Here is a 24,891-nt window from a genome sequence, read left to right on the forward strand (position 1 = left end):
GTGGCGCGCTCGACGCGAACCGCAAGGCCACAGGCCAGGGCGGCACGCTGGACAATCTGAGCGCAGACATCCAGTCGCTGGGCAACATGTCCATCTCGATGGCGCAGGTCAACAACCGCGACGTGCATATTCAGTTGGGCACGCCCACCTCGGTCTCGAGCGTATTGGTCGGCGTGGCACCGGTCACGCTCGTCGGTAGCGGCATCGGCCGGACAACCCAATACACGCTCGACGAAGTCAACCTCGATCCGGTCAACGGTTTCGTCTACCGCAAGGACACGGGCGAACTCGTAGGCATCGGCGGCTACGGTGTCTGGACCAACAACATCACCACGGTCACGGACACCGCGATCAACGCCGATCCGGCGCATCTGATCGCGGGCGGAAACATGACGGTCAACGGTCGGCTATACAACCAGGACAGCCAGGTGCTCGCGGGGGGAACGATCACCGCTAACGACTACCAGTCCAGCCAGCTCACCGGCTCGGTCACTGTGTCGGGCCTGGCGAGCGTGGTGAACAACCAGGGGCAGGTGCAGGCCGTCAACGTTCCTTTGGTGGTCCCTCCACGTAGCATCGCACTGGGCGCCTACAAGTACCAACCGAATCTCAATGCAACCACGGGCTACAACGCCGGCACCGCGACCAAAGGGTCCGGCAATGCGACCGGTGGCGGGGCCAGTGGTGCAAGCGGCGGTTCAGGCTCGGGAACCATCGTGGAGGTTGCGGCCAACGTGGGCACGGTCATCGGCACGGGCGGCTCCGGGGCTGGTGCATCTGTCGGCACCAGTGCCGGAAGTACCCGGACCGTCCCGACGGTGGTGCGCACCAGCACGCCAAACCTGAACGTGCCGCAGGCGAGCCTGTTCCGGACGCAGGCTGGCGGCAACTACCTGATCGAGACCGACCCACGGTTTGCGAACTATCGGAACTGGCTCAGCAGCGACTATCTGCTCAACAGCTTCGGGCTTGATCCGAACAACACCCTCAAGCGCCTGGGCGACGGTTTCTATGAACAGAAACTCATCCGCGAGCAAGTCGCTCAGCTGACGGGCTACCGGTATCTGGACGGGTTCAACAACGACGAAGATCAGTACACCGCCCTGATGAATGCGGGCGTGACCTTTGCGAAGGAGTACGGACTTCGTCCAGGAGTTGCACTGACTGCCGCGCAGATGGCACAACTCACCAGCGATATTGTCTGGCTGGTCGAGCAGACCGTCACTTTGCCCGACGGAACGACACAGCAGGTGCTCGTGCCGCAGGTGTACGTGCGGGTGCTGCCGGGAGACATCGACGGTTCGGGGGCGCTGCTCTCTGCCAACGCCGTGAACATCACCGGCAAAGGCAACGATCTCTTGAACACCGGCACCATCGCAGGCCGCAAGTCGGTGACCATCGATGCCAACACCGTCAACAACCTGGGTGGCCGAATCAGCGGGGGCACCGTCGCGATCACCGCGGCCGGGGACATCAACAACATCGGTGGAACGATGGATGCCCGCGACCGGCTGACACTCGAAGCGGCACGCGACATCAACGTTCGGACCACGACGTCCGCCGGGACTCCGGGCAATCAGATCATCGACCGCGTGGCCGGCCTTTATGTGACCAACCCTCGCGGAGTTCTGACGGCCAGCGCGGGCAACGATATCAATCTCGTTGGAGCAATCATTTCCAACGCGGGTACCGGCAAGACCTCGTTCACTGCCGGCAACGACATCAATCTGGGCACGGTCACGACCGCAACGACCGTGACAGCCATCGGCAAGAATGTCTCTGGTATTGCGGTCAATACTGCGGAAGTTGGCACTCGTCTGAGCGGCGCGGGAGATGTGTCGCTCGACGCGCGGCACGACGTGACAGCCCGCGCGGCAACAGTCAGCGCGGGCGGCGAACTGAATGTGCACGCCGGCAACGACATCCTGATCGAATCTGGGCGCGAGACATCGGCTCTTGCCTTCACGGCAATCTCGAATCGGCGCTCGGGGTTGAGCTCCACACGCACCACCACGAATGGCCTCCTGCAGACGGATGCGACCGTGGCCAGCACCTTCAGCGGAAACACCGTCAAGCTGGATGGTGGGCGCGACGTGAACATCGTCGGTAGCGACATCACTGCTCCTGGCGACATTACCGTGAAGGCGGGGCGCAACGTCAACATCGTTTCCTCCGTGGATACCCGACAGGCCGACGTCGAGCAAACCCGCGAGAAGAAGATGAGCGGCCTGGGCGCCGTGGTCAACCTGGGCGTGGCGACGGCCTTCTCGGGAGCCTCCATGCCGGGCGTTGACGGCAAGGGAAATCTTTCCACTTCCGGGGCCAATCAAGCCAGCCTCTATGCGAGCACAGAACGAGCCAGCAACATCAAGAGCACGGGCGGCAACGTTAACGTCACGGGCAAGGAACAGGTCAACGTCTACGCGAGCAACCTGAGTGCTGCCGGCGATCTGAACGTGAATGGCGGCAGCGTGACCGTGATGAGTGGCCTGAATCAGACCAGCGCCGGTACGGGCTCACAGACGCGAACCCAGTCGATAGCGCCCAATCAAATGCCGCACTCGCTTGCGAGCGGATTGAACACCCGCAGCAATGTCACGAACCGTGTAGACCAAACCAGTCTGGCTTCAGCCACTTTGGAGGGGCGCAACGTCAACATCACGGCCAATACGGGCGACCTGAACCTCATTGCTCCGACGATCAACGCAGGGCAAGGTGTGACGTTGAGTGCCCCGGAGGGCAATCTCAACTTCGGCATAGTCAACACGACCACCGAGGTCAGCCAGTCCCGGGGGCAACGCAGCTTGGCGTACCAGCGAACGGCTGACACCGGTGCACATGTCGAAGCGGCCAACTACACCCAGATCAACAGTCCGAATCTGAGCGTCGACGCCAAACAGATCAACGTGCAGGTCGGTCAGAACGCGACCCCCGTATCGGGCCCGAATGGTCAACCGTCGATGTATCTGCCGCAGCAAAGCCTGCAGCAAGCCCTTGCGCAGGTGATCGGAAGCAATCAGCCGGGGACCGAATGGGTCAAGCAGTTGAGCAATGACCGCTCGCTGGACGGCAAGATCAATTGGGAAGGCGTGCCAGTCGCGCAGCGCCAGTGGGCCGAGCATCAGGGCGGCTTGACACAGACGGGCGCGGCCGTGGTGACGGTTGTTGCTTCGGTGTTGTCTTGGGGCTACGGCGCTGAACTTGTCGGCGCGGCGCAAGGCTCAGCAGCCGGAGCGGCGGCCAATGCCGGCCTGTCCGCGTTGGCCAGCAACGCGGCGGTGAGCTTGATCAATAACAACGGGGATATTGGTGCCACATTACGCGAGTTGGGCTCCAGCCGCACGATCAAGGACATCCTGGCGGCCATGGCCACGGCGGGAGCCGTGCAAGGATGGAATATCGGTCTGGGAATACAGGGCTGGAATGCTTCTGGTGCAGCGGCAGGCACTGCGACATGGTCACAGGTTCTTGCGCGCAACCTGCTCAATGGTGCAACCGCGGGAATCGTCGGTGCGGCGATCAACGGCACCAGCGTGGAGGACGCAATCAAGAACGGCCTGCTCAACGGCCTCTTGAACACTGCGGCGTCAGGAAGTGCACAGTGGATTGGTGGAAATGTGCAAGGCTTCTCCAACGCTGTGGCTCACGCGATCGCGGGTTGTCTGGTGGGGGCAGGCAGAGCAGGCGCGGGATACGGTGGCAGCGCGGGTGATGGTTGCTCGGCAGGGGCCATCGGTGCGACGGTCGGTCACTTGACGGGGCAGTTCTACAACCCGACGGATAACCCTGACCTCGCAGCCCAGACCATTCAGTTCGGACAACTGATGGCTGGTATTGCAGGCGCACTGGTAGGGGGCAACCAAGCAAGCGCAGACATCGCTGCTGCGGCCGGCGGCAATGCGGTGGAAAACAATCAACTCGGACAGGTGGCGAGAGCTGTCGGAACAACGTGCGCCAAGTTCCCCCGCTTGTGTATCGGTACGGTGGGCGCCGCGGCTATCCAAGCTCAAATGTCCGCGCGGGTATCCGAGCTTCAGGCCGCAAATCCTGGCCTTAGCGTTGACGGCGCACTGACGGTGGCGCAATCCGAAATCGTTGCGCGCGCTGTTGTCACGGGAGTGATCAGCGCATGGGATGCATTCGTGGGCAATGCCCCTTCTGCGGCTGATTACGGAACAGGGGGGTACGGAGCCGGAGGCTTGCCCAACTATGGATTATCAAATACGGGAAATACAACAACACTTCCCGACTATGGAAATAATACCGGCGGCAACCAGACGATCAATCTCGACTCCACCGGTCACGTGATTGGTGGAGGCTACGGCGCAGGAGATATTCCGTATTACGGCGGCCCAACCATCACACCCAACGATGGACTTATCGGCGCAACGCTTGCGTTGGCGCAAGCCAAAAATATTTGGAACTTGCGGCCGACAGATCGAGGTATTTTGATCGAAGCCAATCTCGCACAAACCGAGTACAAGGATTGGTTCAATATCGGACAGCTGAACAACGGAAAATTTCCGTTGGTTGATTTTCAAAATGGCAATACGTTGGTCAGCTTAAAATCTGTAGACACAAGAGGGGCAACTTGGGTCGAGCGCATGGAACAACACATCTATGAACTCGGCTCAAATGGGGCAACGGTTAATGGAAATCCTGCGAATATGGTTCTCGATATACGCGTTCAACCAGGAGGCGCTTCAGCGGCACAGTCCCTGATTCAATATGGCAGGCAAAACAATGTCACTGTCATTATTAAAGAATATCAGTAAAGGCTTCAAATGGAAAAGCTAAGCATCATTTTTAAGCTGCGACATGTCGCCTCCGTCGAGTCCTTTAAGGGGAAAGGGCTGATTCGAGAGGCTCAAGACGCCACAGTGAAGGATGTGGAGGTGTTCCGTATTATTGCGGCCAAATTGAGGGAACTCAAAATCCCGGATCGTTTTACTACTGCCTCCGGCCTGAGCGACTCTCGGCAGGTGGAAGCGGAAATAGCATCAACGGGAAAATGGAGTCATACCCTAAAGACCGAAAGTCTTGCATTTCGCTTCGGCCACGTCAGCTCGATGGAGCATAGTTTTGTTCTCATCGAGGAATTGACCAATGGTGCTGCAGCAACTTCTTGGGATGACTGGGTGCAGCCTTTCTTAGGGTTTGGAGAGTTTGTGCAAGCGTGGATTTCCGATGTGGAATATGATTTTTGGCAAAATGCATCAGATCCGCTGCAATATCAAGCCGCCGAAAGGACGTACTCTCATCTAAAGCTGATCTCCAACAACTTGCCTCCCCCATTGGAGCAGAAGATCATTGATATCAGCAAAAATCCTGGTCGCTGGTCACTAAGGCAAGGGTATGTTGAGGCGATAGGAAGCACGATGTGGCTTGGGGACGCTTTCTGGGAACGTGTCGGCGAGGATCGGAGAAATCGTGTGAAGGCATCAAAGAGCTTGAATTTCTCTCTTCTCGAAAATGGAATCGTTCGATTGCAGGCGGCGAAAGATTGCTTCAATGATGAGGAGTCAAAAAGGCTTCAAGAAGAATTAAGAGCCATTCTGTACGAATGACTTAATTAAGAAAGCTACCTGGCAAAGCTTGCAGCTTGCTGGGGATGCACTCTACCTTTTGATTAAATTCTCTATGCGCATCAGCTTCTTTGCTTCTCTTCTTGCGTTCAGCGCGTTGGTCGGCTGTGCCCGATCTCCCGTCGCACCTGCGCAGCCGGAGCCGGTGACACGCATCATGGTGATCCCCGTAGCTCCAATCGCCAAGATGTACACCGAGAACAAGAGCATCCCGCTCGGCGTCTTGTGGCAGTCACTGGCCGACCGCATCAAGAGCTCGGACTTCGACAAGCGCATGGAAGCAGTGCGTAAAGACATGGGGCCCAAGCTGACGGCTGCGCTGGTGCGTGAACTGACCGCTCAGGGTTATGACGTGCAGGCGCTCGAAGGGGTTGTGAGACCTGCGGACTCGCCGGACAGCATCGACTATTCGCGCTTGCCGACGAACGATCCCGTCTTGCACATCTATCTCAACGAGGTCGGCATGTATTCCGCTCGTTTCTCGCTGGACTACGTCCCGCGCGTCAACCTGAGCGCTTTCCTCTTGCACCCATCGAGCGGGGATGAGATTTATGGCGAGGACATTCGCTATGGCGCTGACGCGGATGGAAGCACGTCGGGCAGCATTCCGGCAGACCCTCGTCATCACTGGTCGAGTTTCAACGAACTGTATGACCGTCCGCAGCAGGTTGCGCAGAGCTACGACGTCGCGGTCGATGCTTTGGCAGCAAAGATCGCTGCAAACATTAGAGAAAAAACTACGCCGGTGCCCAAGGCCGCGGTCACCGTCCGTTGACTACGTGAGTCTTGGCCATCAACTTGGTCAAGTAGAGAGGGAGTTTGATTTGAAGCGCAACACGTTGGCTGCTGTCATGGCGGCCGGTCCACTGCTAGCCTTGGCCCAGCAGTCTCCTACCACGCCGCAACCCTTCGTCGAACAGCAGCGCCAACAAGAGCGCGAGCGTGCGCTGCGCGAGCAGAACGAGCGCACCGTCGACCAGCGCCCGCAGGCCGCTCCGCCAGCGCCGGTGCAACGCATCCCTGAGACCGAGTCTCCATGCTTCCGCATTGACCGCGTGCTGTTGCTTGGTGAACAGTCCGAATCCTTCCAATGGGCCGTTGCCGATCTGTCAGGCCCCGAGGGCAATAATTCGCCAGTTGGCCGCTGCCTCGGTACGACTGGTGTCAATGTGGTCCTCGCGCGCGCGCAGCAAGCCGTCATCGCACGCGGTTTCGTCACCACCCGCGTTCTCGCTGCGCCGCAGGATCTCTCTGCTGGCACGCTGACCCTCTCGCTGGTGCCCGGCCGCATTGCAGCCATTCGGACAACGCCCGACTCTTCGTCCACGCTGCTCGGCAACTCCGCCTTGCTGGCCACAGCCATTCCCGCACGCCCCGGCGATCTGCTGAACCTGCGCGACATCGAGCAAGGCCTGGAGAACCTCAAGCGCGCCCCCACCGCCGAAGCCGACATCCAGATCGAGCCCTCGACTGCCCCCAACGCCAAACCCGGCGACAGCGACCTCGTCGTCAAGTACGTCCAATCCAAGAAGTGGCGTATTGCACTGAGCCTCGACGACAGCGGCACCGAAGCCACAGGCCGCTACCAGGCCGGCGCCACCCTGTCGCTGGACAATCCCTTCGGCCTGAACGACCTGTTCTACGTCAGCGCCAACCACAACATCAACAACCGCGTCTTCGGCGACCCGGCCAAGGGCACCGAAGGCCAGACCGTTCACTACTCGCTGCCTTACGGCTACTGGCTCCTGGGCTTCACCGCCTCCAATAGCCAGTACCACCAGAGCGTGGCCGGCCTGAATCAGGACTACGTCTACGCCGGCAAGTCAAACAACGCCGAGGTCAAGCTCTCGCGCCTGCTCTACCGCGACCAGAGCCGCAAGACGACGGTGGCGGTCAAGGGCTGGCGCCGCGAGTCGCGCAACTTCGTGGACGACACCGAGGTCGAGGTGCAGCACCGCGTGGTCGGTGGCTGGGAGTTCAGCCTGAACCACAAGGAGTTCATCGGCGAGGCGACGCTCGAAGGCACGCTGGCCTACAAGCGCGGCACCGGTGGCTTCGGTTCGCGCGCTGCGCCGGAAGAAGAGTTCGGTGAGGGCACTTCGCGTCTGAAGCTGTACACGGCCGATGTCACTCTCAACGCGCCGTTCAAGCTCGGCGAGCAGAAGATGCGCTACTCCGGCCTGATCCGCGCCCAGTGGAACCGCACGCCGTTGACGCCGCAAGACCGCTTCGCTATCGGCGGGCGCTACACGGTGCGCGGCTTCGATGGCGAGACGAGCCTGATGGGCGAACGCGGCTGGCTCATCCGCAACGACATCGGGTGGGCCATGGGGCAGAGCGGGGCGGAGCTGTATGCAGGCATGGACTACGGCCATGTTGGCGGACGGTCGACGATTGATCTTCTGGGCCGCAGCCTTGCCGGCGCAGTCATCGGCGTGCGCGGCCAGTGGAGCAAGCTGAGCTACGACTTCTTCGTCGGTGCGCCGATCAGCAAGCCCGAGGGATATCGCACTGCGAAGGTGACGCTCGGCTTCAATCTGAACGCAAGTTTTTAACTAGGGGAATTTCAGTGAGAGCAACGAAGGAAGAGGCGCGCGTGAAAGTTGTTGCCACGCGATTCGCAGGGCTGGGCATTGCGCTCCTGTTGTCCGCATGCGTGACTCAACCACCGCTCAACGCGAGCCAGCCAGGCGAAGCGGCCGCCTCGGCGCCCGCCCTGAGCAGCTATGCGGCGCCCGATGGCATCGTGCCTGTGGGCAAAACGCAGGTGCGTTTGCGTGGCAAGTCCTATCCCGAAGACTTCGAGCCGTTGCGAGTGGTGCGCCGCGATCACACGGGCAATGCCGTTGCCGCGCAGGTGGCGCTTCGCGTCGGTGTCTCGGCCATCGTGGGGAGACCTGTGATCGGTACGGTGCAGGGCTTCTCCAAGGATGATCTGGTCGGTGACCCGGTTCCGGAACTCGTGGGCCAACCATGGGCCACCAACCCGGGCTTGAAGGATTTGCCTGAAGTGCTCGGTGAGGTCGCCACCCGCGTGTATGCAGCCCGGGCGTGGGCTGAATTGGAGCGCGGCCGTCGCGAAAGCGGATGGACGCGTGAAGACATGGAGTCTGCGGCGCAGTTGCCGGCCGAGGCCGATGCACCGATCAATCCTGGCGTGTGGCGACTGGTCTATGAGAATCTGTCGGGCACCGACGAGTTGTATCGCCTGCAGTTCAGCGCCGGGCTGGCCTTGGCGAGCCTGCGGTTCGGCCTTCCGCCAATTCCAGCCAATTGCTCCTATCGTTCCGAGCCGGCAGATTGGGCCGCCTGGCGGGCCGACAATTGGCAGCGCATTCGCGAGGAACGCGCCAAGGCTTTGGCGCAGTGTGTCGATACGCTTGTGCAAACCAAAGCAAGGCTGTGGTGACGGACGCTTCTTCGCACTCCTGCGAGTTTTCGAGGTGTGCTCCGTTTAGTGGGCGGTAGCCGTTGTCATCCGCCGCAGCAGCGGCTGCCTCGCCAACACCTCCTCGCACGGCCCATGGTCAATTGCACGTCCAGCCTCCATCAGCACCACAGTGTCGAACCGCTCGAGCAAACTCAGCCGGTGGACCGACGCGATCAGGCAGGCATCCGGAAACGCATCGGCAATGCGCCCGAGCACGCGGGCTTCTGTGCTGGCATCAAGCGCACTGGTCGGCTCGTCGAGCAGCAGCAGCGAGCTGCCTTGCGCCGCGAGCACGCCGCGCGCAAGGCACAGCCGCTGTCTCTGCCCGCCTGAAAGATTGAAGCCTCGCTCCGACACGGCGGTGTCGAGGTCGCCGTGGTTCGCCTTCAGCACTTCGTCAAAAGTGCTTGTGTGCAGCGCGGCCTGCAGGAGCGTGTCGTCGCGCGGTTGGCCGAAGGCGAGGTTCTCGCGCACGCTGGCTTCGAACAGTTCTGTTTCCTGCGGGATCAGCGTGGCGAGCCGGCGCAGTTGTGCCCAATCGACGGGCTGACCGTCGAGCAGCAGCGTGCCGCTGTCGGGCGGATAGAGCCCGGCCAGCACGCGCAGCAGGGTGCTCTTGCCGCCTCCGCTCGGGCCGACGAGGGCGACGCGTTCGCCGCGGCGCAGTGTCAGCGCCACGTTGTGCAGGCCACTCCGCACGGGCTCGGCAACCCCGGGTTCTTCTTCGGCCGAAGCGCCGCGTGGCGCATAGCGCCATTGCAGCGCCTGGATGCTCAACTGCCGCCACGGCGCATCGGCCTCTATCCGCTCTCGCTCGGGCACCTGCTCGGGCGGCGTGGCCATCGCTTCGTTTCCCGATGGCGCCTGCCAGATCGGCTCGGCGCTGCTGTAGTCCGTGTGCATGCGCGCGAAGAAGCTGAAGTTGGCTGCGACCGAAGTCACGACGCCGGCGGCCTGCTGCGCGTATTGATAAATCATGAACACCGCACCCAGCATCACGGCCTGTCCGGGCGCGCGCGCCTGCCACACATAGATGACCACCAGCCCCCAGGTCAGCGCCAGCCCCATGAGGTCGACGGCGAACCACTTGCCTTCGTTGAGAACCACGGTGCGCTTCAGCGGCAGCGAGATCGCGGCCATGCGTCGCCGCAACAGCAGCCGCGAAGCACCCTGCAGGCGCAGGCCGATCACGGTCGAGGCATTGCCCAGGAAGTCGAGCAGCACAGCCACATAGCGCCGGTCGGCATCGTTCTCGGCGCGCGCGAGCTTCATCAGCGCGCGGTCGATGCGCACGATGACGAGGCCGATCAGCACATACCCCGCGAGCGCTGTCACGCCACTGGTGCGCGACAGCAGCGCCAGCGCGACCAGCGGGCCGACGAAGTTGACGGCGTTGGTGAGCCAGATGAACTGGTTTTGCGCGAAGTCCGACAGCGCGCGGCCGGCTTGATGCACGCGGTGTTGCAGCTCGCCGGAGTGGTGGTCATCGTGCCAGGCGAGAGGTGCGGCTGCGATGCGTGCGTACAGCTGGTCGGCGAGTGTCTCGCGCACCTTCACGCCGACGTTGCGTTCGAGAATGCGGCCCGGGCCGTGCAGCACCCATGCGCCAACGGCCACCCCGACCAGTGCCGCGATCCAGTGGCCGGCTGTGTTCAGCTCGCCGCGCTGCAGTGCGTTGATGGCCTGCCCCGCGAGGTACGGCAGCGTGAGGCGGATCAGCTGCGAAGCTGCAAGCAGCGCAGTGGCCGCCAGCAGCTGTCCGCGCGCGCCTTCCGCAAAGTGCCACAGGGCGGCATAGAGCTCGCGGATGGCGTTGCCGGGGCCGGTCTTCTTGTTCGTCTTGTCGCTGGCCTGCATGCGTGTCAGCCCGCCTTGCGGAATGTGAGGTTGATGCGCGTCGCGCCCAGCAATGGGTGCGGCTCGTCTTTCAGGGGCAGCACGCCGTGGTAGCGCAGCCGGTCTTCGCCACCCCAGGCCACGACGTCGCCGTGCACCAGCGGTACGCGCACCGTCTTGTCGCTGCGCGCATGCCCGCCGAACAGAAAGACGGCGGGCATGCCGAGCGACACCGAGACGATGGGCGCGCCGTAGTCGTGCTCGTCCTTGTCCTGGTGCAGCGACAGCCGCGCGCCCGGCGCGTAACGGTTGATCAGGCAGGCATCGGGTGCGAAGCCGTCGAAGCCGGCCGTCGAGGCTGCCTCGCGCGCCAGTCGCGTGAACGGCTCGGGCATGGCGGGCCAGGGCTTGCCGCTATCGGGGTCGGTGGCGCTGTAGCGGTAGCCGCGCCGGTCGCTGGTCCAGCCGAGCGCACCGCAGTTGGTCAGCGCGACGGACATGGTGAAGCCGCCCGGTGTGACGAGGTGGCGGAAGGGCGCGCGTTCCGCCAGCGTTTCGATGGCCGGCAGGAGCGCGTCGGCGAAGGGCAGGGCGAAACCGGGCAGCACGAAGGCGCCGGGGCCGAGCCGTTCAAGCGCCTCGCGCGGCGGGTCGTCGAACAGTGAAAGGGTGGGGGATCCGCCGCTACGGGAGTTTCGGGAGCTCGTCGTTGAGTTCATGCCCCTCGATCTTTGCCGAAAAGCCGCCTCGGCCCCAATTCGCCGGAGCTCCCATGTTCGGGTGATGTCGTTTGGCGGTGTTGCACTTAGCCTCGGCTCCCCAGTCATAAGTAGTGCTTAGGGTTTCAATTCTTGAAACTGCGCAATAAAAGGAATACGGTGTGCTCATCATGGACAGCGCTCGACTTCCCCTCAGCGTTCCAGAAGGCTGGACGGGTTGGTTCGAACTCATGCGCACGCCGAGCGGCACCTATGCCGGCATTTGCGAGTTGAGTCTGCGCGGCATTCCGCGCTGCGCCCTGGTGATTACCCAGCAGCTGACATGGGACGCGGCGATCGAGCGGGCAACGCTGCGGGCGGACCATTTCGTCAGGCAATGGGGGCCGGCGCGCGAGCATTGAACTGAACGCGTGCGGCGGCACAGCAAGGTCGGCAGGCGCGTGGTAGAAACCGCGAGCCTTTCGATCCACGCTCCAACCCACGCCTCGTCGTTCCAATGCCGAACTCTCCTTGTCGGGCTGCTGACAGACCGCGCGCCCGGTGGCTGTCGTGGCTGCTGCTCGGCATCGTCGCGCTGTGCATGGCCGGCTGCGCCGGACTGCCCGTCGACGTGCAGCGCAAACCCTCCGTCGCAATCAATGACGGCTCGGATACCACGCTCGGCCGCCTTGTGAAGGCGGCTTCTCCGCCCGGCGAGCCGCTGAGCGGGTTCAGGCTGCTGCCGATGCCGCAGTTCTCGCTGCACGCGCGCATCGAGCTTGCGCGTCGCGCGCAGCGCTCCATCGACGTGCAGTACTACCTCGTGCAGAACGACGAGACCGGCCGCTACCTGCTGCGCGCCCTGCGCGACGCGGCCGACCGCGGCGTGCGCGTGCGGCTGCTGGTGGACGACCTTTACACCGCCGGCGCCGACCCGCTCTTCGCCAGCTTCGCCTCGCATCCGAACGTCGAGGTGCGGCTCTTCAACCCGTTCCCCGCGGGGCGCGACCGCTTCGGCACGCGCTGGGCCTGGTCGATCCTCGACTTCGACCGCGTGCACCGCCGCATGCACAACAAGCTCTACGTGGTGGACAACACCATTGGCGTGATGGGCGGGCGCAACATGGCCAACGAGTACTTCCTGCGCGACGGGGGCTCGAACTTCATCGACATCGACACGCTGGTGGCCGGCGCCGTGGTGCCCAAGCTGTCGTCGCTGTTCGACATGTACTGGAACAGCCCTTATGTGTACCCCATCGAGTCGCTGGTGCCGCCCACCGGCGAAACCCCGCGGCAGCTGCGCGAGCGCTTCGACCGGCTGACCTCCGGCCCCGACCAGCTGCACCCCGAAGAGCCCGACTCCACCGACCTGCTGGGCAACAATCCGCTGGCCAAGGACCTGGACGCGGGCGCGCTGAAGCTGGTGTGGGCCCGCGCCGAGGCATACGCCGACCCGCCTGCCAAGGCGCTCGGGCCGACCGAAGAAGCGCGTGGCCTGCCCGCCGACGAGTCGAAGGACAGCGTGCTCTACAACGTGCGGCGCTACGTGCGCGGCGCCGAGAACGAGGTCATGCAGACCACGCCCTACCTGATTCCGGGCCGCGGCGGCATGGAGACGATCCGCCTCGTGCGCGGCAACGGCGTGCCCTACACCATCGTCACCAATTCGCTGGCGGCCACCGATGAGTCGCTGGTGCACATCGGCTACCGCCGCTACCGCCCCGAAATGCTGCGCCTGGGCGTGGAGCTGTACGAGCTGAGCCCCAAGCGGGTGGAGCAGACCAAACGCTTCGGCATGTACGGCTCGGCCAGCGGGCGGCTGCATGGCAAGTCGGCGGTGGTCGATCGCAAGATCGTGTTCATCGGCTCGATGAACTTCGACCCGCGCTCGATGCTGCACAACACCGAGGTCGGCATCTTCATCTTCAGCCCGCAGATTGCGCAGCAGCTCACCAGCCTGATCGGTTTTCTCCGGCTGGACGGCGCCTACCAGCTGCAACTGGGGCCGACGGGCGCCATCGAGTGGGTGAGCCCGGCCTCGGGGGACGCGGCCGACACCATCCTGCACCAGGAGCCCGAAACGGACTTCTGGTCGCGCTGGAAGCTGGAACTGCTGGCGCCGCTGGTACCCGAGAGCCTGCTCTAGCCAGCATCGGCCCGCATCCTCAAAACAGAGGATGGTGAGGAAGGGAGGGGCACAGAAGAATCGCAACGCTCGTGTTACGAGTTGATTCTTTTGTTTGCCCTTTCACCTGAAAAACCATCCATGAAAACAAACTTCGCGACCGCCGAGGCTTCCAGCCCGCTTTTCTTCAAGACGACGCGTTCCGCATGCGCAGTGGCGCTCCTGATCTCGCTCGCAGCCTGCGGCGGGGGTGGGGGCGGCGGTGGCGGCGGGTTCGCCGGCTTCCCGGCCGCGGGCGGCGGCAACCCGCCGGCCAGCGATCCGCCGGCCGCATCCACGCCGGTTACGTTTTCGGGCACCGCAGCCTCCGGCCTGCCTCTGGTGGGTACCGTCACCGTCAAGGACGCCAAGGGCGTTACCAAGACCGTGGCACTGGTCGACGGCAACTACAACATCGACGTGAGCGGCATGACGGCGCCTTTCGTCTTTCGCGCCGAAGGCACGGTGGGCGGCGAGCGCACGGTGATCCATTCGGCCGCGACCGCCGCGGATGCCAACGGCACCATCAACATCACGCCGCTGACCGACCTCGTGGTGGCCAATATCGCCGGCCGGCTGGCCGAGCAGTATTTCGACGGCGGCGAGTTCGCCTCGCTCACGGCCGACGAACTCAAGGCCGAATCCGACGGCCTGAAGGCCAAGCTGCTGCCGGTGCTGCTGGCGCTGGGTGTGGATGCCAGCATCGACCTGTTGCGCACCGCCTTCACGCCGCTGTCGAGCGCGTTGGACAAGGCGCTCGACGTGCTGCGCGTGAGCGTGGACCCGGCCACCAACGTGGCAACCATCACCAACATCGTCACGCAGCAGCAGATTGCCGACGACCTGGCAGTGAAGGCTGCGGCCGAGACCTCCACGACGCCGCTGAGCGGCGACGGCATGGGCACGGCGGCGGACGACATCACGCTGATCCGCAAGGTGCTGTCGGACTTCGTGGGCAAGTTCGCGAACGGGCTGCCCGCGCCGGCCGAATTGCTGCCCCTCATGACCGACGGCAGCAATCCCGCCACCGGAACCTACGGCTTCCGGTCCTCCGACCTGAACGCGGCGCAGTTCGCCGGCGACGCGGCGTCGGACCCCAGCCTCGTGGGCGCGAGCTTCACGGACGTGGTCATCCAGCGGATCAACTACACCATCGACGCGAACAACACGAGCCCGCGCGCGTATGTCGAATTCACGCACAAGGACAAGAACGGCGTCGCCTTCAGCAACAACCAGGGCATGCAGATTGTCAAGGGCACTGACGGCACGTGGCGCCTGCGCGGCGACGGGCGCGTGCTGGACATCAACCCGCACATCCACTCCACCAAGGAGAAGGCGACGGGTTGCGTGAGCAGTTCGCTGCAGTTCGCGATTCAGGACACGAACACCGGCAACAGCGGCAACGTCGCCTCGGTTGTCGTTACCGGGCCGGGGCTGCCCGCGGGCGGCTTGCGCCACATGCGTCCTTCGGGCGGCGGCGATTGGCCGATCCAGGGCTCCCCCAACAACAACTATTACTACCTGACGTCGAACTGCAGCGGCCTGTCGACCGCCGGCCTGAGCGACAGCGCGATCGCGGCGATTTCCGCCACGCCCGAGTACACCTTCACGGCCTACGAAAGCGACGGCTCGACGGTGGCCAAGTTCAGTGGTTTCGACATCGTCTACAAGCATCGCTTCCATGGCCGGCCGATGACGCTGGCGGAGGCGGCAGCCGCAACTTACCCGGGCTTCTCGACCACGCCAGCCCTCGCGTCCTACGCAGGAGGCAGCGACTTCGCCGTCAGCGCCACGGACCTGAACCCCGGCTTCGCCGCGGAGTTCTTCCTGAATCTGGCGTCCGGCCCTTCTGCCGGTGCGCAGGACCGGGCCGACGTCGCGCCGTCGGCTGCGGGTACGGCTTCGAAGACTTTCAATCTGCCGGCGCAGGGTTCCGTCGTCTTCAGGAACATGTACGTCAGTACGTACGACGCCAACTGGCGCGAACTGGCGCTTCGCGACCAGAACTGAGGCCCCGGGGCACCCCTCAAAGCCGAAAGCCCCCGTGAGGGGGCTTTTTCATGGGCACGGCGCCAGCAGGCGGGCTGCTGCGCGGAGGCTACTGCTGCAGCCGTCCGCTGAGGTACGGCTCGGGGTCGACGGCCGTGCCGTTCTTGCGGATCTCGAAGCGCAGCTTCACGCGGTCGGCATTGCTGCGGCCCATTTCGGCGATCTTGTCGCCCTGGCGCACCACCGCGTTTTCCTTCACGAGGATGGTCTGCACGTGCGCGTAAGCGGTAAGGAAGGTCTCGTTGTGTTTCACGATGACCATGTTGCCGTAGGCCGGCAGTTCGCCGCCCACGTACACCACGCGGCCATCGGCCGAAGCGACGACCGGGTCGCCGAGGTTGCCGGCGATGTCGATGCCCTTGATGCGGTCGCCGTCGAAGCGGGCGATGGTTGCGCCGTTCGCGGGGCGGATGAACAGGGCTGCCGGGCGTTGCTGGACCGGTGGCGGCTTGACCGCCGGGGCCGGCCACGGGGTGTTGAGGTCGACCGTGGAGCAGGCCGCGAGGCTCGCGGCAAGCAACGCTGCGGCGCCGGTACGTAAAACAAAAGTCTGAAGGTGCATGGCGCTCTGTTGGAACGGGTTCGTTGCGGAGGGTTCCTGCGGTCTGGCTCGCCGGGCGGGCCAAGCGGCAGATGCTAGCAAACTCATGCGTCGGCGCTCGAAGAGCAACCCGGCGCGAAGTGGCCATTGAAGGCCGGCCGAGGCTATTTCAGCGGGATCGGCGTACCGCGGTCGATGGGCACCGCCGTCACGCTGTTCTTGGGCGAACCGTCGATCAGCAGGTCGGAGTAGGTGAGGTAGACCAGCGTGTTGCGCTTTGCATCGACCATGCGCACCACACGCAGGCGCTTGAAGAGTACCGACAGCCGTTCGCTGTAGACCTCTTCGCGCTTGGGCAGCGGCTGCGTGATGCTCACGGGGCCGACCTGGCGGCAGGCAATGGAGGCCTCCGACTTGTCCTCGGCCACGCCGAAGGCACCGGCCAGCCCGCCGGTCTTGGCGCGCGAGACATAGCAGGTAACGCCAGTGACCTTGGGGTCGTCGTAGGCCTCGATCACGATCTTGTGGTCGGGCCCGATGAGCTTGAATGCGGTGTCGACGTCGCCCACCGTCTCCGCGTGTGCCGTCGCGGCCAGGATGAACCCGAAGCCGAGCGCGGCGCGAAGCAGGGTGGAGCGAAGCGTCATGGGTGTGTGCGGTTTTTTCAAACGATGTCGATCGTGTGGACGCGGTCGAAGCTGCCTCGCCGCCGGTCCTCGAAGTAGTGCTCGAGCGTTTCGCGCACGGTGCGAAAGGCGATCTCGTCCCAGGGAATTTCTTCTTCGGTGAAGAGCTTCGCCTCGATGGTCTCGTGGCCCGGATCGAACTTGTCGTCGAGCAGGCGGGCGCGATAGAACAGGTGCACCTGGCCCACGCGCACCACGCTGATGACGGAGAACAGCCCCTCCATCACGTAGTTGGCACCGGCCTCTTCGTCGGTCTCGCGAGCCGCGCCCTGGGCGGTGGTTTCCTCGAGTTCCATGAAGCCGGCCGGCAGCGTCCACTTGCCCCAGCGCGGCTCGATGTTGCGCTTGCACAGCAACACCTTGTCGCCCAGGACCGGAATGGTGCCGACCACGTTCAACGGGTTCTCGTAGTGGATGGTGTGGCAGGCCGGGCAGACGGCGCGCTGCTTGGTGTCGCCGTCGTCCGGCACGCGGTAGACCACCGCGGTGCCACAGTTCTTGCAGTGCTTGATGGGTACGCGCAGGAGCATGAAACCGGCCGCCGTCTTCAGACGACCTTGACGGTCAACGTCGGCAGGCCCGCGACTTCGCCCACGAGCGTGTCGCCTGCCACCACGGCGGCCACGCCTTCGGGCGTGCCCGTGAAGATCAGGTCGCCGGGCTGCAGCTCCCACGCGGCTGACAGGTGCTCGATGGTTTCGGCTACGTTCCAGATCAGCTTGCTCACGTTGCTGCGCTGGCGGTCGGTGCCGTTCACCTGCAGCGAGATCTCGGCCTTTTCGGCGTCGCCGGCCTGCGCCACGGGCACGATCGGCCCGATGGGCGCGCTCTGCTCGAAGCTCTTGCCGATGTCCCAGGGGCGGCCCTGTTTCTTCATGTCGTTCTGCAGGTCGCGGCGCGTCATGTCGAGGCCGACCGCGTAGCCGTAGATGTGCTTGTGCGCATCGGCGGCCGCAATGTTCTTGCCGCCGGTGCCGATGGCAACCACGAGTTCGATCTCGTGGTGCAGGTTCTTCGTGAGCGTGGGGTAGGCCATGGTGCCGGTCTGGCCCGCATCGACCGCCACCAGCGCATCGGCCGGCTTCATGAAGAAGAAGGGCGGCTCGCGGCCGGTGAAGCCCATTTCCTTGGCGTGATCTTCGTAGTTGCGGCCCACGCAGTAGATGCGGTGCACCGGAAAGCGGGCGGGCTGGCCGGCCACCGACACCGAAACGGTGGCGGGCGGGGCGAAGACAAACTCGGAAGCCATTTCGACGTGTCCTTTTTCAGCGAAACCTAAGCGGGAGACCGGCAGTGTGCCAGAGGCGGGAGGCTCACAATAGGCGCCTGTCTTGTCTTATCTCCCCCGTGCCTTCCCGCATCCGTTCATTTCGACCATGCCCATCCGAATCGGCAAAGCCGGCAAAGCCAACGCCCTCAACGAACTCGGCCGCCAGCGCGACGAGGAGGGCGACCAGGACGGCGCGCTGCAAGCCTATGCCCAGGCCAGCGCCGTGCATCCGTACTGGTCGGCCCCCTGGTACAACGCCGGCCTCATCCACAAGTACCGCGGCGACTGGGCCGCCTCGCTGCAGGCCAACGCCCGGGCCGTGCAATGCGAGCCGCGCAACGAAGGCGCGATATGGAACCTGGGCATCGCCGCCACGGCGTTGGGCGACTGGGCGACGGCGCGCAGCGCCTGGCGGCAGTACGGCATCGAGGTGGCGGACGGCGAAGGCCCGGTCGATCTTTTCATCGGACTCACGCCCATTCGCGTGCACGGCGACGAGGCCAGCGAAGTGGTGTGGGCCGACCGCATCGATCCGGCTCGCGCCATCCTGCGCAACGTGCCCACGCCGGACTGCGGCCACCGCTACGGCGACCTCGTGCTGCACGACGGCGCGGCCAACGGCTACCGCCTGCGCGGCGACCGCGAGGTGCCGGTGTTCGACGCGCTCGAACTGATTGCGCCGTCGGACTATTCGACCTACGAGGCCACCGTCGAGGACGCGACCAGGGAAGACATCGACGCGCTCGTCCAGCGCTTCGAGGCCGCCGGCGCCAGCGCCGAGAACTGGACCACCAGCATGCAGATGCTCTGCCGCGCCTGCTCCGAAGGCCGCCCCTTCGGCGAGGGCCAGCACAACCACGCGGCCGGCGAGGAGCCGGGCACGCTGGGGCCATGGCGCATCGGCATCGCCGCGCGCGAGGAGGCGGCCGCGCGCCGCATCCTCGACGAATGGCGCAACGCCATCTCCACCACATCACCCAAGGCCACGCTGCACGACTTCCGCTGCGTGCTTGCGGCCACGCCCCGCTCCTGAGGGAGCGCTATGCTTGAGAAATCATGAAGCTGCATAACTATTTCCGCTCCTCCGCCTCGTTCCGCGTGCGCATCGCCCTCAACCTGAAGGGCCTCGATTTCGATTACGTTCCCGTGCACATCGCGCGCGGCGACCATCGCACCGGTCCTTATTCCGCCATCTCGGCCGACAGGCTGGTGCCGCTGCTCGAAGACGAGGGCGAGCGCTTCTCGCAATCGATGGCCATCATGGAATACCTCGACGAAGTGCACCCCGAGCCGGCGCTGCTGCCGAGCGACCCGGTGGGCCGCGCCCACGTGCGCGCACTGTCGCAGTCGATCGCCTGCGAGATCCACCCGCTCAACAACCTGCGCGTGCTCAAGTACCTGGTGAAAGACCTGAAGCTCGACGACGAGGCCAAGAACGCCTGGTACCGCCACTGGGTGCGCGACGGCATGCTGGCCTTCGAACGCCAGCTTGCGCAGTACCCCGCCGGCATCTACTGCTGGGGCAACACGCCCACCATGGCCGACTGCTGCCTGGTCCCGCAGATCTTCAACGGCCGCCGCTTCGACTGCGACTTCAGCGGCCTGCCGCGCACCATGGCCGCCTTCGAGGCCTGCATGGAGCTCGACGCCTTCCAGCGCGCGCAGCCCTCGCAGGCGCCCGACGCGGAGGCCTGAGCCTCATGAACGAGCGCTGGCTCGTGCCCGACTGGCCTGCGCCGCCGAACGTGCGGGCCGTGTGCACCACGCGTGACGGCGGGGTTTCGCGGGGGCGCTATGAGAGCCTGAATCTCGGTGATCACGTGGGCGATGAACTCGCGCTCGTGGCAGAGAACCGGAACCGTTTGCGCATGGCCATCGGCGCGCGCCCCGTATTCCTGCAGCAGGTGCACGGCACTGGCGTCGTCGCACTCGATGCCGCACAGGACGTGGTACGCGACGGTACTGCTGCCGATGCCTGCACGGCTACGGCGGCCGGTCTGGCCTGCACGATCATGGTGGCCGACTGCCTACCCGTGCTCTTCACCGATGAAGAAGGCCGCCGCGTGGCGGCTGCGCACGCCGGGTGGCGCGGGCTTGCGGGCGGGGTGCTCGAACAGACCGCCAAGGCTTTCAAGGTGGATGGCGCGGCCCGGGTCATTGCCTGGCTGGGCCCCTGCATCGGCCCCAAGGCGTTCGAGGTCGGCCCGGAGGTCAAGGCAGTCTTTGAAGCGCATGCGCCCGAAGCGGCATCCTGCTTCAGGCCTGCGCCGGCGACCGGCAAATGGCTGGCCGACCTGCCCGCATTGGCACGCCAGCGGCTGCGCGCGGTGGGCATCGAAGCCGTTCACGGCAACGACGGCAGCGACGGCTGGTGCACCGTCGGCAACCCGTCACGGTTCTTTTCGCACCGGCGCGACGGCGTCAGCGGCCGCTTCGCTGCCCTGGTCTGGAAGGTCTGAGCCCGCGCCTTGCGATGCGGCCTCTTCGGCCGCGGCACGCCGGGCGGCTTCCTGCGCTTCGACCTCGCGCTGTTTGATCGCGCGGCGCCGCGCAGGCGTGCCCATCAGGTAAACCACCAGTGCCACCGGCGCCAATCCGTACAAAAGAAATGTGAAGATGGCGCCCAGCACCGTGCCGTTGGTGTTGGTGGCTTCGGCCACCGCCATCATCACGGCGACATACAACCAACCGATGACGATCAGATGGATAAACACGAGAAGTTTCAGTTGGTAAGCAAAGGGGGCGGCGTTGTGAGTGCCTTGTGAATGCAGGATACTCAAAACACGCAAGCCATCCGTATCGTTTCAGGCGAGGACCAGGAGACATGATGAAGCAACAAGCCACGGGGGCCGATGCGTTCGCGCCCTTTCAGCAGGCACTTTCAGAGGGATGGAGCAAGGCGCTGGAGTCGTTCCAGCAGTCCGTCGCACAGGGCACCGTACCGGGGGCTTCGGCCTTCAACGTCGGCGGGACGCCGCTATGGCAATTGCCGCAGGGCGCAAAGATGCCCGAGCTGCCCAAGTTCTCCATCGACCCCGAAAAACTCCAGTCCATCCAGCAGCAGTACCTGGCGGAAGCCACAGAACTCTGGCGCCAGGGCTTCGCCGCCAAGCCTGAAGGCGACAAGCGCTTTGCCGGCGATGCCTGGGGCAACAACCCGCTGTCGGCCTTCTCGGCGGCCGTCTACCTGCTCAACGGCCGCACCATGCTCGGCATGGCAGAGGCCATCGACGCCGACGAAAAGACCAAGGCGCGCATGCGCTTCGCAGTCGAGCAATGGATGGCCGCCTCGGCGCCCAGCAACTCGCTGGCCTTCAATGCCGAAGCGCAGAAGAAGGCCATCGACACGCAGGGCGAGAGCATTGCAAAGGGCATCCAGAACCTGCTGCACGACGTGAAGCAGGGCCACCTCAGCATGACCGACGAGAGCGCCTTCGAAGTTGGGCGCAACGTGGCCACCACCGAAGGCGCCGTGGTGTTCGAGAACGAGTTCTTCCAGCTGCTCGAATACAAGCCGCTCACGCCCAAGGTGTACGAGCGGCCGTTCCTGCTGGTGCCGCCGTGCATCAACAAGTTCTACATCCTCGACCTGCAGCCCGAGAACTCGCTGATCCGCTATGCGAACGACCAGGGCCATCGCGTGTTCGTGGTGAGCTGGCGCAACCCTGATGAATCGATGGACAAGGCCACCTGGGACGACTACATCGAGAACGCCGCCATCAAGGCGATCCACACGGTGCAGGAGATCAGCGGCAGCAAGCAGATCAACACGCTCGGCTTCTGCGTGGGCGGCACCATCCTGAGCACCGCGCTCGCGGTGCTTGCGGCGCGCGGCGAGAAGCCGGCCGCGTCGGTCACGCTGCTGACCACCTTCCTCGACTTCAGCGACACCGGCATCCTCGACATCTTCGTGGACGAGACGATGGTGGCGTACCGCGAAATGCAGCTCGGCAAGGGTGGCCTGCTTCCGGGCGGCGACCTGGCCTCGACCTTCAGCTTCCTGCGGCCCAACGATCTTGTGTGGAACTACGTGGTCGGCAACTACCTCAAGGGCGAGACGCCGCCCCCCTTCGACCTGCTGTACTGGAACAGCGACGCCACCAACCTGCCGGGTCCGTTCTACGCCTGGTACCTGCGCAACACGTACCACGAGAACAAGCTCGCCAAGCCGAATGCACTCACCGTATGTGGCGAGAAGATCGACCTGGGCAACATCGACATTCCGGCCTACATCTACGGCTCGCGCGAGGACCACATCGTGCCCATTGGCGGCGCGTATGCCTCCACGCAACTGCTGCCGGGCAAGAAGCGCTTCGTCATGGGCGCGTCGGGCCACATCGCCGGCGTGATCAACCCGCCGGTCAAGAACAAGCGCAGCCATTGGATCCGCGACGACGGCAAGTTCCCGAAGACGCAGGCCGAATGGCTTGTCGGCGCGCAGGAGCATCCCGGCAGCTGGTGGACCGACTGGGCACAATGGCTCAAGGGGCACGCGGGCAAACAGGTCCCCGCGCCCAAGGCGTACGGCAACGGCAAGGCTTACAAAGCCATCGAACCGGCGCCGGGACGCTACGTCAAGGCTCGCGCCTGACCTTCGCTTCGCTACACCTCGATTTCAAATCACTTCAACGGAGAACCTCATGGAAGACATCGTCATCGTTTCGGCAGCACGCACGGCGGTCGGCAAGTTCGGCGGCTCGCTCGCCGGCATCTCGGCCACGGAGCTGGGTGCGATCGTGATCAAGGAAGTGATTGCACGCGCCAACCTCACGGCCGAGCAGGTCGGCGAGGCCATCATGGGCCAGGTGCTCGCGGCCGGCGCGGGCCAGAACCCCGCGCGCCAGGCATGGCTCAAGAGCGGCGGCGCCAAGGAAACCCCGGCGCTCACCATCAACGCCGTGTGCGGCTCGGGCCTGAAGGCAGTGATGCTGGCGGCGCAGGCCGTTGCCACGGGCGACAGCGAAATCGTCATTGCCGGCGGCCAGGAAAACATGAGCGCCGCGCCGCACGTGCTGCCCAACTCGCGCAACGGCCAGCGCATGGGCGACTGGAAGCTGGTCGACACCATGATCGTGGACGGCCTGTGGGACGTCTACAACCAGTACCACATGGGCATCACCGCCGAGAACGTGGCCAAGAAGTTCGGCATCGACCGTGCCGCACAAGACGAACTGGCACTCGGCAGCCAGACCAAGGCCGCCGCCGCGCAGGACGCTGGCAAGTTCAAGGACGAGATCGTCGGCGTGAGCATTCCGCAGAAGAAGGGCGACCCCATCGTCTTCAACCAGGACGAGTTCATCAACCGCAAGACCAGCGCCGAAGGCCTGGCCGGCCTGCGCCCCGCCTTCGACAAGGCTGGCGGCGTGACGGCGGGCAATGCCTCGGGCCTGAACGACGGCGCAGCAGCCGTGATGGTGATGACGGCCAAGAAGGCCGCCGCCCTCGGCCTGAAGCCGCTGGGCCGCATCGCCAGCTACGCCACCGCCGGCCTCGACCCCGCCATCATGGGCATGGGCCCGGTGCCCGCATCGACCAAGGCGCTGCAGCGCGCCGGCTGGAAGGCCGCCGACCTCGACCTGCTCGAGATCAACGAAGCCTTCGCAGCACAGGCCTGTGCCGTGAACCGCGAAATGGGCTGGGACGTGAACAAGGTGAACGTCAACGGCGGCGCCATCGCCATCGGCCACCCGATCGGCGCGTCGGGCTGTCGCATCCTGGTGACGCTGCTGCACGAAATGCAGCGCCAGAACGCCAAGAAGGGCATTGCCTCGCTGTGCATCGGCGGCGGCATGGGCGTTGCGCTGACCATCGAGCGCTGAGAAGGCGCGAATAAACCTGCTGCGCACCCCGATCTCGCATCTGCGGTCCTCACCGTACCTGGGTACGGCTCCGGTCCTCGACGCGACCTCAGGGCGCTCGCGACGGTTTCTTCACACCTTCTCTGCCGACGGGCCCCACGGCCCGTCGCTCAGCGCGACATCGACGGCCGCTGCGCCATCGCCGCGCGCCAGCGCAGCAACTCGGGGTGCTGTTCCCCGGGCTTGACCCGCACCACGCGGGCGAAGTCCACCGCCACCACGGCGGTGATGTCGGCAATGCTGAACTGGTCGGCGGCGATGAAGTCGCGACCGGCCAGCCGCTCATTCAGCGTCTCGAAGAACTGATGCACCCGTGCCAATCCGCGCTGCGCCAGTTCGGGAATCTGGGCGTAGTTCACCGGCCCGGGCAGCGCCCGATCGGCCATGGCCGGCGAGCCGTTGCGCAGCGTCTCGGCAATGGCCAGCAGGCCTTCGAATTCGATGCGCCAGTTCCAGCTGGCGATCTCGGCTTTTTCCTTTGGCGTGCTGCCCATCAGCGGCGGCTGCGGGTAACGGGCCTCCAGCCAGGCAGCGATGGCGGCGTTATCGGTCAGCAGCAGACCGTCATCGTCATCGGTGCGTAGTGCCGGCACGGTGCATTGCGGGTTGATCGCGCGGTAGGCATCGCCCATTTGCTCACCACGGGCGAGGTCTACCTGCACGGTCTCATGGGCAATGCCCTTCTCGGCAAGCAGGATGCGCGCGCGCCGCGGGCTGGGTGCGGTAGCGCAGTCGTAGAGAATGATCATCGTCCGTCCAACTCCTGGAACTCAT

General features: G+C 64.5%; 21 protein-coding genes. 13 read left to right on the forward strand and 8 right to left on the reverse strand.

All coding sequences use genetic code 11. From position 1 onward, the window contains the following. Nucleotides 1-86 precede the first annotated feature (86 nt). From BMW87_RS27340 to BMW87_RS27360, 5 genes are all read left to right on the forward strand, one after another. Nucleotides 87-4,775, forward strand: coding sequence for a DUF637 domain-containing protein (locus tag BMW87_RS27340; protein WP_218149782.1), 4,689 nt, complete (start codon nt 87-89; stop codon nt 4,773-4,775). A 9-nt stretch (nt 4,776-4,784) separates the two neighbouring features. After that, on the forward strand, nt 4,785-5,567 hold the full coding sequence (locus tag BMW87_RS27345; protein ID WP_093080253.1) for a hypothetical protein: 783 nt from the start codon (nt 4,785-4,787) through the stop codon (nt 5,565-5,567). Between the two features lie 73 nt (nt 5,568-5,640). Continuing rightward, entirely contained in the window at nt 5,641-6,360 is a 720-nt protein-coding gene (locus tag BMW87_RS27350) for a hypothetical protein (protein WP_256216935.1), read from the forward strand. A gap of 76 nt (nt 6,361-6,436) precedes the next feature. Beyond that, a complete protein-coding gene (locus tag BMW87_RS27355; protein ID WP_093080459.1) occupies nt 6,437-8,140 on the forward strand; it encodes a ShlB/FhaC/HecB family hemolysin secretion/activation protein in 1,704 nt (567 codons plus the stop codon). Between the two features lie 41 nt (nt 8,141-8,181). Beyond that, the gene (locus tag BMW87_RS27360) at nt 8,182-8,994 is read left to right on the forward strand and encodes a hypothetical protein (protein WP_093080255.1); all 813 of its coding nucleotides are present in this window, start codon (nt 8,182-8,184) and stop codon (nt 8,992-8,994) included. A gap of 45 nt (nt 8,995-9,039) precedes the next feature. On the opposite strand, the gene BMW87_RS27365 is transcribed toward BMW87_RS27360, so the two are convergent. Both BMW87_RS27365 and alkB read right to left on the reverse strand, forming a co-directional pair. Next, nucleotides 9,040-10,872, reverse strand: coding sequence for an ABC transporter ATP-binding protein (locus tag BMW87_RS27365; RefSeq protein WP_093080258.1), 1,833 nt, complete (start codon nt 10,870-10,872; stop codon nt 9,040-9,042). A gap of 5 nt (nt 10,873-10,877) precedes the next feature. Beyond that, on the reverse strand, nt 10,878-11,570 hold the full coding sequence (gene alkB / locus BMW87_RS27370; RefSeq protein WP_093080260.1) for a DNA oxidative demethylase AlkB: 693 nt from the start codon (nt 11,568-11,570) through the stop codon (nt 10,878-10,880). A gap of 170 nt (nt 11,571-11,740) precedes the next feature. On the opposite strand from alkB, the gene BMW87_RS27375 reads away from it, so the two are divergent. The 3 genes from BMW87_RS27375 (at nt 11,741) to BMW87_RS27385 (ending at nt 15,723) form a co-directional block, all read left to right on the forward strand. After that, nucleotides 11,741-11,971 (forward strand): hypothetical protein, encoded by a 231-nt coding sequence (locus tag BMW87_RS27375; RefSeq protein WP_093080462.1) that lies wholly within the window; start codon nt 11,741-11,743, stop codon nt 11,969-11,971. A 95-nt stretch (nt 11,972-12,066) separates the two neighbouring features. Next, on the forward strand, nt 12,067-13,695 hold the full coding sequence (locus BMW87_RS27380) for a phospholipase D family protein (protein WP_093080263.1): 1,629 nt from the start codon (nt 12,067-12,069) through the stop codon (nt 13,693-13,695). Nucleotides 13,696-13,815: 120 nt separating this feature from the next. Continuing rightward, the gene (locus tag BMW87_RS27385; protein WP_093080265.1) at nt 13,816-15,723 is read left to right on the forward strand and encodes a hypothetical protein; all 1,908 of its coding nucleotides are present in this window, start codon (nt 13,816-13,818) and stop codon (nt 15,721-15,723) included. Nucleotides 15,724-15,811: 88 nt separating this feature from the next. Here BMW87_RS27385 and BMW87_RS27390 read toward each other — a convergent pair whose 3' ends face one another. From BMW87_RS27390 to BMW87_RS27405, 4 genes are all read right to left on the reverse strand, one after another. Further along, complete coding sequence (locus tag BMW87_RS27390) at nt 15,812-16,324, reverse strand: murein hydrolase activator EnvC family protein (RefSeq protein WP_093080268.1); 513 nt, start codon at nt 16,322-16,324, stop codon at nt 15,812-15,814. Between the two features lie 143 nt (nt 16,325-16,467). After that, nucleotides 16,468-16,950, reverse strand: coding sequence for a CreA family protein (locus BMW87_RS27395; protein ID WP_093052660.1), 483 nt, complete (start codon nt 16,948-16,950; stop codon nt 16,468-16,470). Between the two features lie 17 nt (nt 16,951-16,967). Beyond that, nucleotides 16,968-17,519 carry an NUDIX hydrolase gene (locus BMW87_RS27400; protein WP_093052657.1) on the reverse strand — a complete coding sequence of 184 codons (552 nt, stop codon included), beginning with the start codon at nt 17,517-17,519 and terminating at the stop codon, nt 16,968-16,970. 17 nt (nt 17,520-17,536) lie between these two features. Next, nucleotides 17,537-18,238, reverse strand: coding sequence for a fumarylacetoacetate hydrolase family protein (locus tag BMW87_RS27405; RefSeq protein ID WP_093080270.1), 702 nt, complete (start codon nt 18,236-18,238; stop codon nt 17,537-17,539). A gap of 127 nt (nt 18,239-18,365) precedes the next feature. On the opposite strand from BMW87_RS27405, the gene BMW87_RS27410 reads away from it, so the two are divergent. From BMW87_RS27410 to pgeF, 3 genes are read left to right on the forward strand one after another with little or no spacing between them, the layout of a single operon-like run. Beyond that, complete coding sequence (locus BMW87_RS27410; RefSeq protein WP_093052649.1) at nt 18,366-19,292, forward strand: tetratricopeptide repeat protein; 927 nt, start codon at nt 18,366-18,368, stop codon at nt 19,290-19,292. Nucleotides 19,293-19,315: 23 nt separating this feature from the next. Further along, a complete protein-coding gene (gene maiA, locus BMW87_RS27415; RefSeq protein WP_093080273.1) occupies nt 19,316-19,954 on the forward strand; it encodes a maleylacetoacetate isomerase in 639 nt (212 codons plus the stop codon). Nucleotides 19,955-19,959: 5 nt separating this feature from the next. Then, entirely contained in the window at nt 19,960-20,718 is a 759-nt protein-coding gene (pgeF, locus tag BMW87_RS27420; protein ID WP_093080275.1) for a peptidoglycan editing factor PgeF, read from the forward strand. Here the strand turns inward: pgeF and BMW87_RS27425 are convergent. Continuing rightward, complete coding sequence (locus tag BMW87_RS27425; RefSeq protein WP_093080278.1) at nt 20,650-20,973, reverse strand: hypothetical protein; 324 nt, start codon at nt 20,971-20,973, stop codon at nt 20,650-20,652. The two genes, pgeF and BMW87_RS27425, sit on opposite strands and share 69 nt — an antisense overlap. 113 nt (nt 20,974-21,086) lie before the next feature. On the opposite strand from BMW87_RS27425, the gene phaC reads away from it, so the two are divergent. Together phaC and BMW87_RS27435 are read left to right on the forward strand one after the other, a co-directional pair. Further along, on the forward strand, nt 21,087-22,850 hold the full coding sequence (gene phaC, locus BMW87_RS27430) for a class I poly(R)-hydroxyalkanoic acid synthase (RefSeq protein ID WP_093053196.1): 1,764 nt from the start codon (nt 21,087-21,089) through the stop codon (nt 22,848-22,850). A 49-nt stretch (nt 22,851-22,899) separates the two neighbouring features. Further along, on the forward strand, nt 22,900-24,078 hold the full coding sequence (locus tag BMW87_RS27435) for an acetyl-CoA C-acetyltransferase (protein WP_093052636.1): 1,179 nt from the start codon (nt 22,900-22,902) through the stop codon (nt 24,076-24,078). 149 nt (nt 24,079-24,227) lie between these two features. On the opposite strand, the gene BMW87_RS27440 is transcribed toward BMW87_RS27435, so the two are convergent. Next, nucleotides 24,228-24,866, reverse strand: a complete 639-nt coding sequence (locus BMW87_RS27440; protein WP_093080281.1) for a glutathione S-transferase family protein — start codon at nt 24,864-24,866, stop codon at nt 24,228-24,230. Between the last annotated feature and the right edge of the window lie 25 nt (nt 24,867-24,891).

Origin of the sequence: Variovorax sp. OV084, assembly GCF_900111625.1 — a bacterium.
Lineage (GTDB): Bacteria > Pseudomonadota > Gammaproteobacteria > Burkholderiales > Burkholderiaceae_C > Variovorax.

Bases quoted from the DNA above. Each gene is read 5' to 3' on its own strand.
- BMW87_RS27380 (WP_093080263.1), top strand. From the start codon at position 12,067: ATGCCGAACTCTCCTTGTCGGGCTGCTGACAGACCGCGCGCCCGGTGG.
- BMW87_RS27410 (WP_093052649.1), top strand. From the start codon at position 18,366: ATGCCCATCCGAATCGGCAAAGCCGGCAAAGCCAACGCCCTCAACGAA.
- BMW87_RS27395 (WP_093052660.1), bottom strand. From the start codon at position 16,950: ATGACGCTTCGCTCCACCCTGCTTCGCGCCGCGCTCGGCTTCGGGTTC.
- BMW87_RS27350 (WP_256216935.1), top strand. From the start codon at position 5,641: ATGCGCATCAGCTTCTTTGCTTCTCTTCTTGCGTTCAGCGCGTTGGTC.
- BMW87_RS27365 (WP_093080258.1), bottom strand. From the start codon at position 10,872: ATGCAGGCCAGCGACAAGACGAACAAGAAGACCGGCCCCGGCAACGCC.
- BMW87_RS27390 (WP_093080268.1), bottom strand. From the start codon at position 16,324: ATGCACCTTCAGACTTTTGTTTTACGTACCGGCGCCGCAGCGTTGCTT.
- BMW87_RS27400 (WP_093052657.1), bottom strand. From the start codon at position 17,519: ATGCTCCTGCGCGTACCCATCAAGCACTGCAAGAACTGTGGCACCGCG.
- pgeF (WP_093080275.1), top strand. From the start codon at position 19,960: ATGAACGAGCGCTGGCTCGTGCCCGACTGGCCTGCGCCGCCGAACGTG.
- BMW87_RS27345 (WP_093080253.1), top strand. From the start codon at position 4,785: ATGGAAAAGCTAAGCATCATTTTTAAGCTGCGACATGTCGCCTCCGTC.
- alkB (WP_093080260.1), bottom strand. From the start codon at position 11,570: ATGAACTCAACGACGAGCTCCCGAAACTCCCGTAGCGGCGGATCCCCC.
- BMW87_RS27385 (WP_093080265.1), top strand. From the start codon at position 13,816: ATGAAAACAAACTTCGCGACCGCCGAGGCTTCCAGCCCGCTTTTCTTC.
- phaC (WP_093053196.1), top strand. From the start codon at position 21,087: ATGAAGCAACAAGCCACGGGGGCCGATGCGTTCGCGCCCTTTCAGCAG.
- BMW87_RS27440 (WP_093080281.1), bottom strand. From the start codon at position 24,866: ATGATCATTCTCTACGACTGCGCTACCGCACCCAGCCCGCGGCGCGCG.
- BMW87_RS27435 (WP_093052636.1), top strand. From the start codon at position 22,900: ATGGAAGACATCGTCATCGTTTCGGCAGCACGCACGGCGGTCGGCAAG.
- maiA (WP_093080273.1), top strand. From the start codon at position 19,316: ATGAAGCTGCATAACTATTTCCGCTCCTCCGCCTCGTTCCGCGTGCGC.
- BMW87_RS27355 (WP_093080459.1), top strand. From the start codon at position 6,437: ATGGCGGCCGGTCCACTGCTAGCCTTGGCCCAGCAGTCTCCTACCACG.
- BMW87_RS27340 (WP_218149782.1), top strand. From the start codon at position 87: ATGTCCATCTCGATGGCGCAGGTCAACAACCGCGACGTGCATATTCAG.
- BMW87_RS27375 (WP_093080462.1), top strand. From the start codon at position 11,741: ATGGACAGCGCTCGACTTCCCCTCAGCGTTCCAGAAGGCTGGACGGGT.
- BMW87_RS27405 (WP_093080270.1), bottom strand. From the start codon at position 18,238: ATGGCTTCCGAGTTTGTCTTCGCCCCGCCCGCCACCGTTTCGGTGTCG.